The sequence below is a fragment of the Enterobacter cloacae complex sp. IR5422 genome (assembly GCF_049238165.1).
Classification (GTDB): Bacteria; Pseudomonadota; Gammaproteobacteria; order Enterobacterales; family Enterobacteriaceae; genus Enterobacter; species Enterobacter roggenkampii.
Genome location: NZ_JBMKHT010000041.1, coordinates 26,110 through 35,012 on the forward strand (window position 1 = coordinate 26,110; position 8,903 = coordinate 35,012).

Consider the following 8,903-nt stretch of genomic DNA (forward strand, 5'->3'; position numbering starts at 1 on the left):
CGTGATGGTGTATTGCCCGTTAAGATGACCTTCGTTAAAACGCGAGGTCACAATGGATAACCGCAAAATCAATCGACTGCGCCGCTGGGCGCGGGAAGGAGTCATACTCGTTCTGCTGACGCTGGCCGTGGCGTGGGGAGTTGATCAATACCGAAAACCGACACTCCCCGCCAGTTTTAGTGCAACACCGATGACGAGCATCGACGGAAAAATGCATGATATTGCGGCGCTCAGCCAGGAGCGTCCGCTGCTGATCTACGTCTGGGCGACCTGGTGCAGCATTTGCCGTTACACCACGCCTGCGGTTAATCAGCTGGCAGAAGAGGGCGGGAACGTGGTGAGTATCGCCATGCGCTCTGGTGATAACGCAAAGCTTGCTCGCTGGGTTGACAAGAAACAGCTGAAAATGCCGGTGATAAACGATGAAAACGGTGCGCTGTCGCAGGCGTGGCAGGTGAGCGTGACGCCGACGTTAGTCATTGTATCGAAGGAGAACGTGGTCAGTACTACAACGGGCTGGACGAGCTACTGGGGATTAAAAATCAGGATGTGGTGGGCGGGCTTATAAGAATAACCCCTCTCCCGGCGGGAGAGGGGTTTTATATTACTTAGCCAGAACTTCCTGCGCGGTGCGCTCAACCAGAGACAGCAGGATTTTGATATCTTCCAGCGTCACGGTTGGGTTCAGCAGCGTCAGCTTCAGGCAGGTCACGCCGTTATGCTCGGTCACGCCGACGTTTGCACGGCCGGATTCCAGCAGCGCATCACCAATTTTCTGGTTCAGCAGGGCGATACCGGCATCATCTGCCTGCACCTCGCCACGGAAGCGGAACAGCACGCTTGCCAGCTGCGGATGCATAACCAGTTCCAGCGCAGGCTGCGCTTTCACGTACGCCGCAACCTGCTGTGCCAGGGTCACGCCGTGATCGATGATCGCCGCGTATTGCTCCTGACCCAGCGCTTCCAGGCTCATCCACAGCTTCAGCGCGTCGAAACGACGGGTGGTCTGCAGAGATTTGGAGACCAGGTTCGGCACGCCGGCTTCTTCGTCGAACTCAGAGTTCAGGTAAGCCGCCTGGTAGCGCATCAGCTCATAGTGGCGCGCTTCTTTCAGCAGGAAGGCGCCGCAGCTGATGGTCTGGAAGAACTGCTTGTGGAAGTCCAGGGTGACGGAATCCACCAGCTCAATGCCGTCCAGGTAGTGACGATACTGCTCAGACATCAGCAGCGCGCCGCCCCAGGCCGCATCAACGTGTACCCAGATGTTCTGCTTCGCCGCCAGTTCAGCAATGGCGCGCAGCGGATCGATAGCACCGGCATCGGTGGTACCTGCCGTTGCGACGATCGCCAGAATCTGCTCGCCGTTCGCATTGCACTGTTCGATTTTCGCCGCCAGATCGGTCAGATCCATGCGGGAGAATTCGTCCGTTTTCACCTGCACCACGGACTGGTAGCCCAGACCCATCAGCGCCATGTTTTTCTGCACGGAGAAGTGCGCGTTTTCAGAGCACAGTACGCGGATCTTACGCAGATCGCCCACCAGACCGTCCTGCTGAACGGAGTGACCCTGACGCGCAAAGAACGCATCGCGCGCCAGCATCAGGCCCATCAGGTTGCTCTGGGTTCCGCCGCTGGTGAAGACACCGGCGTCGCCAGCCTGATAACCCACGCGGGTACGCAGCCACTCGATCAGTTTGATCTCGATGATGGTTGCGGACGGGCTTTGATCCCAGGAGTCCATACTCTGGTTAGTGGCGTTGATCAGCACTTCCGCCGCCTGGCTTACGACCAGGCTTGGGCAGTGCAGGTGCGCCACACACTGCGGGTGATGAACGGACAGGCTGTCTTTCAGGAAGAACTCCACGGCGCGTTCAATCGCCGCTTCGTTGCCCAGCCCTTTAGGGTTGAAATCCAGCTTAATACGGTCGCGCAGTTCCGCGACCGTTTTGCCCTGGTACATCTCAGGCTGTTTCAGCCACTGCATCACAGCCTGAGTGCTTTGTTCAATCGCCTGCTGGTAAGCTTCAATGCTCTGCGCAGAGGAGAACAAAATTGGGTTTGAATCAGACATCGTAATCAATAACTCCGGTTACGCCGGGCGAACGCCCGCAGCAAGCAGTGCCTGCTCAAATTTATCCAGGAAGATCTTCAGCTCTTCATCGCTGATCAGCAGAGAAGGCAGCAGACGCAGAACGATACCGTTACGACCACCGCGCTCCAGAATCAGACCGGCTTCGAAGCACTTCTTCTGAATCAGTGCAGACAGCTCGCCGTCGCCCGGGAAGCAGCCCATGTGGTCAGCGGCTTCGTGCGGCTTAACGATCTCAATACCGATCATCATGCCCAGACCGCGAACGTGACCGATAACCGGATAACGTTTCGCCATCTCTTTCAGCTGGCCTTTCAGCCATTCGCCCTGTGCCGCCACTTTGCCTGCGATGTTCTGGTCTTTCAGGATTTTCAGCGTCGTCAGACCGGTTGCCATCGCCAGCTGGTTGCCGCGGAAGGTACCGGTGTGGTGACCTGGCGCCCATGCGTCGAACTGCTTTTTGATACCGAGTACGGCCAGCGGCAGACCGCCACCGACGGCTTTAGACATCACGATGATGTCTGGCTCGATGCCCGCGTGTTCGAAGGCGAAGAATTTACCGGTACGGGCAAAGCCAGCCTGAACTTCGTCGAGGATCAGCAGAATGCCGTGTTCCTGAGTCACTTTACGGATGCGCTGCAGCCACTCAGCCGGAGCCGGGTTCACGCCGCCTTCGCCCTGAACCGCTTCCAGGATCACCGCAGCAGGTTTACGCACGCCGCTTTCAACGTCGTTGATCAGGTTATCGAAGTAGTAAGTCAGCGCTTTCACGCCCGCTTCACCACCGATACCCAGCGGGCAGCGGTATTCGTGCGGGTAAGGCATGAACTGCACTTCTGGCATCATACCGTCTACCGCTTCTTTCGGTGACAGGTTGCCGGTCACGGACAGTGCGCCGTGGGTCATGCCGTGGTAACCACCAGAGAAGCTGATGATACCGCTACGACCGGTTACTTTTTTCGCCAGCTTCAGCGCTGCTTCAACGGCGTCAGCCCCGGATGGACCGGTGAACTGCAGGCAGTACTCTTTGCCCTGACCAGGCAGCAGAGAGAGCAGGTATTCGGAAAACGCGTCTTTCAGAGGCGTTGTCAGATCCAGAGTATGTAACGGCAAGCCGCTGGTAATGACATTTTGGATGCTTTTCAGCACATCAGGATGGTTATGGCCAAGCGCAAGGGTCCCTGCACCTGCTAAACAGTCAAGGTATTCTTTATTATCTGCATCGGTGATCCACACGCCTTCTGCTTTAGTGATGGCTAAAGGCAGTTTGCGCGGATAACTCCTGACGTTAGATTCAAACTCGGCCTGACGGGCCAGATAGGTTTCGTTGCTTTTGTGGGCATCTACGGTGTCAATACGGACTTTATCCGTCATCATATCACTCCTACAACCGCCGCTTCGTTATGAGCCACGATTGAATAAAAAGTTAAAAAACAGAAGGGGCCTGAAAAAAACGCCGCCAATATAGAGCCTTTTGCCACGGGGCTCAATGGTTAATTTGTTTACTGTTTTGTGACACGTGTGTATAGCGAGGAAATATCCCCTTTTTTAAAATGAAAATTGTATTTTATGCCAAATAAAAACAGCGGGTTACAGGCTATTTGCCCGGTGTGTAAAGTCGCAGAAAAGAGTGTGACAAATCGTGCCATTCAACGGCACAAAAGGGGGGAAGCTTTCCCTGTTTATCCGGCAGGTGCAGAAAACGGTGCTCACGTTGCCTGTGCAACGGAATCACGCAGTAAAAATGGACTTTCTACGCGCGTGGTTTCCTGATGTTCTTCACCGTTAATAATATGCAGGGCGCTCAGGCGACCAATTTCATAGTGCGGCAGTTGTACCGTCGTGAGAGGAGGAAGGAACAACTCCCCAATGCCCACCATATTGTCATAGCCGATCACCGCGACGTCGTCCGGTATACGAAGCCCTTGTCCCAGTAGCGTCTGGTACACCATAAACGCGATACGATCGTTACCGCAGATAACGGCGTCGAACCTGGGAATGCCATTCTGCATGTGCGCCAGCAACACGGCCGGAATGTCGCGATAGTGCTCATCGCCGAGTGCCATATAGCAGTGCTCCAGGCTGTCCGGATCGAGCCCCGCTTCACGGCATGCACGCTCCAGCCCCTGACGACGGCGGGTTGTGGCCAGATGCCCCTCAGGTAAATGCAGGCAGAGAGGGCGTCGATAACCCTCCGCGAGTAACGCCCGCACGGCGGTATATTGCCCCTGCTCATCATCGGGAATATAGCTGGCGACCTTTTCGCCGTCGCTTTCGCAGTTGGCCAGCACGCAGGGAAGGGTGAGGAGTTTGGCCGGGAGAGGAACCTGACGTAACCCCATGGTGGTGTAGATAATTCCGTCGGGCCGATGAGAGAGGAGAAGGTCGACAATGGCGTCCGGATTGTCATCGGTAAACATATTCATCACGAAGCTGTTCCAGCCGTGCATTCTGGCCGTTTCTTCAATAGACAACGTGATCTCCACCGAGAACGGCGTCGTCACCGTATCGAGCGCCAGTACCCCTATGGTTTTAGGCGAGGCATGCGCGCCGCGTATTTTCTTGGCGGACAGATCGGGCACGTAGCTGGTCTGCTCGATAGCCAGCTGAACGCGCGCCAGCGTTTCCGGCTTAAGGCGCTCCGGGCTGTTCAGCGCGCGGGAGACCGTCATCAGCGATACGTTAGCCAGCTTTGCGACGTCCTTCAGGGAAGCCATTGTCTTACTCCGTGAATGCTCTGCGTGAAAGGGTATACAACTAAGTCGCTGATGTAAAAGAAAGGCTGATGCCCAGGCCGGGTCATGTTTACCTCAGTGATGAATATTTGATCGCGATCTCATTCTCTTAATGTTAACGTTAACTTTCGTGATTAACATCTTAAATTTCAGCCAAACAGCATGAGAAAACGTAAATGTTAACGTTACCATTGTGTCATTACTCCAACATGAGAATGTCATGATGAAAACGCATCACTCTCACAGCTACCCTTTATTAAGCGCATTACTGTTTTTCTTTTTTGTCACGTGGTCATCTTCCGGCTCGTTGCTCTCTATCTGGCTTCACCAGGAGGTGGGGTTAAAGGCAGGGGATACGGGGGTCATCTATGCCGTGCTGTCTGTCTCCGCGCTGTGCGCGCAAATCTGCTACGGCTTCATTCAGGACAAACTCGGCCTGCGAAAAAACCTGCTCTGGTTTCTGACCAGCCTGCTCATTCTTTCCGGTCCGGCCTTCCTGCTGTTTGGTTATCTGCTGCAGATTAACGTGTTGCTCGGCAGCATTTTCGGCGGGATTTATATCGGGCTGACGTTTAACGGCGGGATTGGTGTACTGGAATCCTATACCGAGCGCGTGGCCCGCCAGAGTCAGTTTGAGTTTGGCAAGGCGAGGATGTGGGGATCCCTTGGCTGGGCGGTGGCAACCTTTTTTGCCGGTCTGCTGTTCAACATCAATCCGAAGCTGAACTTCGCGGTGGCGAGCTGCGCCGGGCTGGTGTTTTTTGTGTTGCTGGCGCGCCTAAGAGTCTCTTCCGCGCCGCACGCCATGCAGGAGGCGGTATCCGGCGGTAAGGTCACGCTGGAGGATGCCTTACGCCTGTTGACGCTGCCGCGCTTCTGGGCGCTGGTGTTTTTCGTTATTGGCACCTGTATTTACGGCGTTTACGACCAGCAGTTCCCGGTCTATTTCTCCTCACAGTTCCCGACGCTGCAGGAAGGAAACGCCATGTACGGCTATCTCAACTCCTTCCAGGTTTTCCTGGAGGCGGCGGGCATGTTCTGCGCCCCGTGGCTGGTGAATCGCCTCGGTGCGAAAAACGGCCTGATTTTCGCCGGAATGGTGATGGCGATGCGTATGGTGGCATCGGGTCTGGTTGAGGGACCGGTATTGATCTCCATTACCAAGCTATTGCACGCGGTTGAACTACCCGTTTTGCTGGTCTCCATCTTTAAATACAACAGCCTGCACTTTGATAAGCGGCTCTCTTCCACCCTCTATCTTGTGGGCTTTGCCTGTACAAGCTCGGTGATTGCCTCGGTGCTGTCACCGCTCGCAGGCTACAGCTATGAGAAATACGGCTTTGCCCAGTCCTATTTCATTATGGGGCTACTGGTCTTCAGCACCACGTTTATATCCATCTTCCTGTTGCGCTCGGGCAAGTCCTCATCTGACCCGCTCATGCCGCAACCTTCCACCATCTGATCGAAAGAGTAGAGAAATGACCTATTCCATTACGAAAGCAGAACAGGAACTGCAGTCCAGGCGCGAAGGGCTTAACCTGCGCTGGTACCCCCGTTACCACCTCGCTGCGCGCGCTGGCTGGATGAACGACCCGAATGGCCTGGTTTGGTTTGACGGCTGGTATCACGCCTTTTATCAACACCATCCTTATTCGACCCAGTGGGGGCCGATGCACTGGGGCCATGCGCGCAGCAAAGATTTAGTTCGCTGGGAGCACCTCCCGGTTGCGCTGGCCCCGGAAGGGCCAGACGACAAGGACGGCTGTTTTTCCGGCTCAGCGGTGGTGGATGGCGACACGCTGGTGCTGATTTACACCGGCCACAAATTCCACGGCGATCCCGGCGATGAGGCTAATCTCTACCAGGTTCAGTGCCTGGCAACCAGCCGTGACGGCATCCAGTTTGTGCGGCACGGGACAGTCATTGATACACCGCCCGGGCTGCATCACTTCCGCGATCCGAAGGTATGGCGTGAAGGGGCGTGGTGGTACATGGTCGTTGGCGCGCGCGAGGGGGATACGGGCCAGGTGCGTGTGTACCGGTCTGCCGATCTGCGCGAGTGGCAGGACAGGGGCGTGCTCGCGGTGGCTGAAAAAGAGCTGGGTTATATGTGGGAATGCCCGGACTTTTTCACTCTCAATGGTAAACGCGTGCTGATGTTTTCGCCTCAGGGACTGGCGGCAGACGGATTTAAACATCGCAATCTCTTCCAGAGCGGCTATCTGGTAGGCGAATGGCAGCCTGGTCAGCCCTTTATGCGTGAAGGTGAATTTGTGGAGATGGACTACGGGCATGATTTCTATGCGCCGCAAAGTTTCCTGACGCCGGATGGCAGACGCCTCGTTATCGGCTGGCTGGACATGTGGGAATCTCCCCTTCCGGAACAGGAGGACGGGTGGGCTGGCATGCTCTCTTTACCGCGCGAACTGACGCTGAGCGCGGATAACCGCCTGCAGATGCGGCCAGCCCGAGAAGTGGAAAGCCTGCGCGGGGCGTGGTTCCCCTGGCCTATAAGTACGCTTAATAACCAGCAGATGACGCTGGTGGAACACTGCGATGCGATGGAGGTCATTCTGCAGTGGGATTGCGCCAACAGCAGCGCGGAGCAGTACGGCATTCGTCTTGGCGACGGGTTACGCCTTTATGTTGATGCGCAGATGCAGCGCCTGGTGCTGGAGCGAGACTATCCGCAGTATGGCCTGTGCGGGACCCGAAGCGTCGCGCTTAACCTTAGCAACGCGCTTAATCTTCGTTTGTTCTTTGATAGCTCCTCCGTGGAAGTGTTTGTTAACGAGGGTGAGGCGTGCCTCAGCAGCCGTATATATCCTGATGCCGACTGCCGCGAGCTGGCGTTATTTGCCTGGACGGGAGGAGCATCGCTTATTCATGGCGGGGCGTGGCAGCTGGAGTAAATCTACATATTGTAAAAAGCCCCATACAAATGGGGCTACGTTAATGTTAGATTATTATATAATATGGACAGTTTAGAAGAAGGGGACTCTCAAGTCCCCCATCCACAGACTATGCGACAGTATCAAGGATCTCTTTTAAGAAATCAGTGAAGTTATCAAATGAACCAAAAACATTTTCTGTACCAACATTATCCCTAATTTCAAATAAATTAGATTTAGCATCATAAGTAAATAATGAAATACTATCTTCTCCGATCACTAATCTTTGAGCAAGATCAGGATTGATATAATCATCATTATCTCTATAAAAATCGTTCATAACAAATAAGTTTCTAACTAATGGTTCAGGTATAGAAAGACTGAATAAGATTAATCCGTTATATTCAAATCCATCCATAAACTTTAAAAAACTTACATAATCAGGTTGATTTGTAAATAACAAGTCAATTTCATTACCTAGAGTCTGTAACATCGGATGTAGAGTATTGCTAGACTCTCTAATTTTTATGGTTTCAAGAAATGAATCTTTGATAGGGGCTTCTACTGGATACTCCCATTTATCCATCATTCCTTTTAATTCGATAAGAATCTCATTTATGTTATTTTCCATCATTGTTCCTTTCAAATCATTTAAGTGGATAAATAGAACCAGTAGGCATAGCCCACGGAGTTATCTTACTTTCACCTGCTATCATATCTCTTGTTACGGATGATTGCATATTGGTAAACACTTTATGGTATGGTTCATTTTCAATCAATGAAAGGTTTTCAAAAGCGTTAGTACCGCCATCATCTAATGGTAACTTGTGGTGAACGCTCCAACCACTAGGGACACCGCCTTCTGACATACGCAATAAATCTGAAGGATTAAACTTGTTTGCAGCTTCCGGTGTACCAGCAATGTCTTTAAGGAAATTTTTTCTGATAGAACTATTAAACTCTCGTCTTAATACTGCTGCTTCGGATGGATGACGTCTGACATAGTGAATTTGCTTAATTTCTAATGCTTCAAGCAACTTAGTTTCACCTTTCAACTTTCCTAAGGAAGGTGCGAATAAGTCCGAGATGTGAGATCATCGTGTTGTAACCTGAACCCAGAATGAGTAACCGGATGAGCCAGCAACTGACTTTTGCCGACAGTGAGTTTTCCAGTAAACGCCGCCAGAC

7 protein-coding genes and 1 pseudogene are annotated in these 8,903 nt (G+C 53.2%); 3 read left to right on the forward strand and 5 right to left on the reverse strand.

Features of this window, described 5'->3' with window-relative positions; genetic code table 11:
- Positions 1-52: 52 nt before the first annotated feature.
- Positions 53-568 (forward strand): protein disulfide oxidoreductase, encoded by a 516-nt coding sequence (locus ACOTXT_RS17585; protein WP_126307580.1) that lies wholly within the window; start codon positions 53-55, stop codon positions 566-568.
- Positions 569-604: 36 nt separating this feature from the next.
- On the opposite strand, the gene ACOTXT_RS17590 is transcribed toward ACOTXT_RS17585, so the two are convergent.
- The 3 genes from ACOTXT_RS17590 to ACOTXT_RS17600 all read right to left on the reverse strand — a co-directional run bounded on the left by ACOTXT_RS17590 (position 605) and on the right by ACOTXT_RS17600 (position 4,806).
- On the reverse strand, positions 605-2,071 hold the full coding sequence (locus tag ACOTXT_RS17590; RefSeq protein ID WP_095428267.1) for a pyridoxal phosphate-dependent decarboxylase family protein: 1,467 nt from the start codon (positions 2,069-2,071) through the stop codon (positions 605-607).
- 18 nt (positions 2,072-2,089) lie between these two features.
- The gene (locus ACOTXT_RS17595; protein ID WP_014884533.1) at positions 2,090-3,466 is read right to left on the reverse strand and encodes a diaminobutyrate--2-oxoglutarate transaminase; all 1,377 of its coding nucleotides are present in this window, start codon (positions 3,464-3,466) and stop codon (positions 2,090-2,092) included.
- Between the two features lie 332 nt (positions 3,467-3,798).
- Positions 3,799-4,806 (reverse strand): LacI family DNA-binding transcriptional regulator, encoded by a 1,008-nt coding sequence (locus tag ACOTXT_RS17600; RefSeq protein ID WP_021241480.1) that lies wholly within the window; start codon positions 4,804-4,806, stop codon positions 3,799-3,801.
- Between the two features lie 238 nt (positions 4,807-5,044).
- Between ACOTXT_RS17600 and ACOTXT_RS17605 the strand changes: the two genes are divergently transcribed.
- Complete coding sequence (locus ACOTXT_RS17605; RefSeq protein WP_023344527.1) at positions 5,045-6,286, forward strand: MFS transporter; 1,242 nt, start codon at positions 5,045-5,047, stop codon at positions 6,284-6,286.
- A 16-nt stretch (positions 6,287-6,302) separates the two neighbouring features.
- Entirely contained in the window at positions 6,303-7,736 is a 1,434-nt protein-coding gene (locus ACOTXT_RS17610) for a glycoside hydrolase family 32 protein (RefSeq protein ID WP_333166170.1), read from the forward strand.
- Between the two features lie 109 nt (positions 7,737-7,845).
- Here the strand turns inward: ACOTXT_RS17610 and ACOTXT_RS17615 are convergent, their stop codons facing one another.
- Together ACOTXT_RS17615 and ACOTXT_RS17620 are read right to left on the reverse strand one after the other, a co-directional pair.
- Positions 7,846-8,349 carry a YrhA family protein gene (locus ACOTXT_RS17615; RefSeq protein ID WP_032635268.1) on the reverse strand — a complete coding sequence of 168 codons (504 nt, stop codon included), beginning with the start codon at positions 8,347-8,349 and terminating at the stop codon, positions 7,846-7,848.
- Between the two features lie 13 nt (positions 8,350-8,362).
- Positions 8,363-8,779, reverse strand: a pseudogene (locus ACOTXT_RS17620) (HNH endonuclease signature motif containing protein); the annotation flags it as partial.
- Between the last annotated feature and the right edge of the window lie 124 nt (positions 8,780-8,903).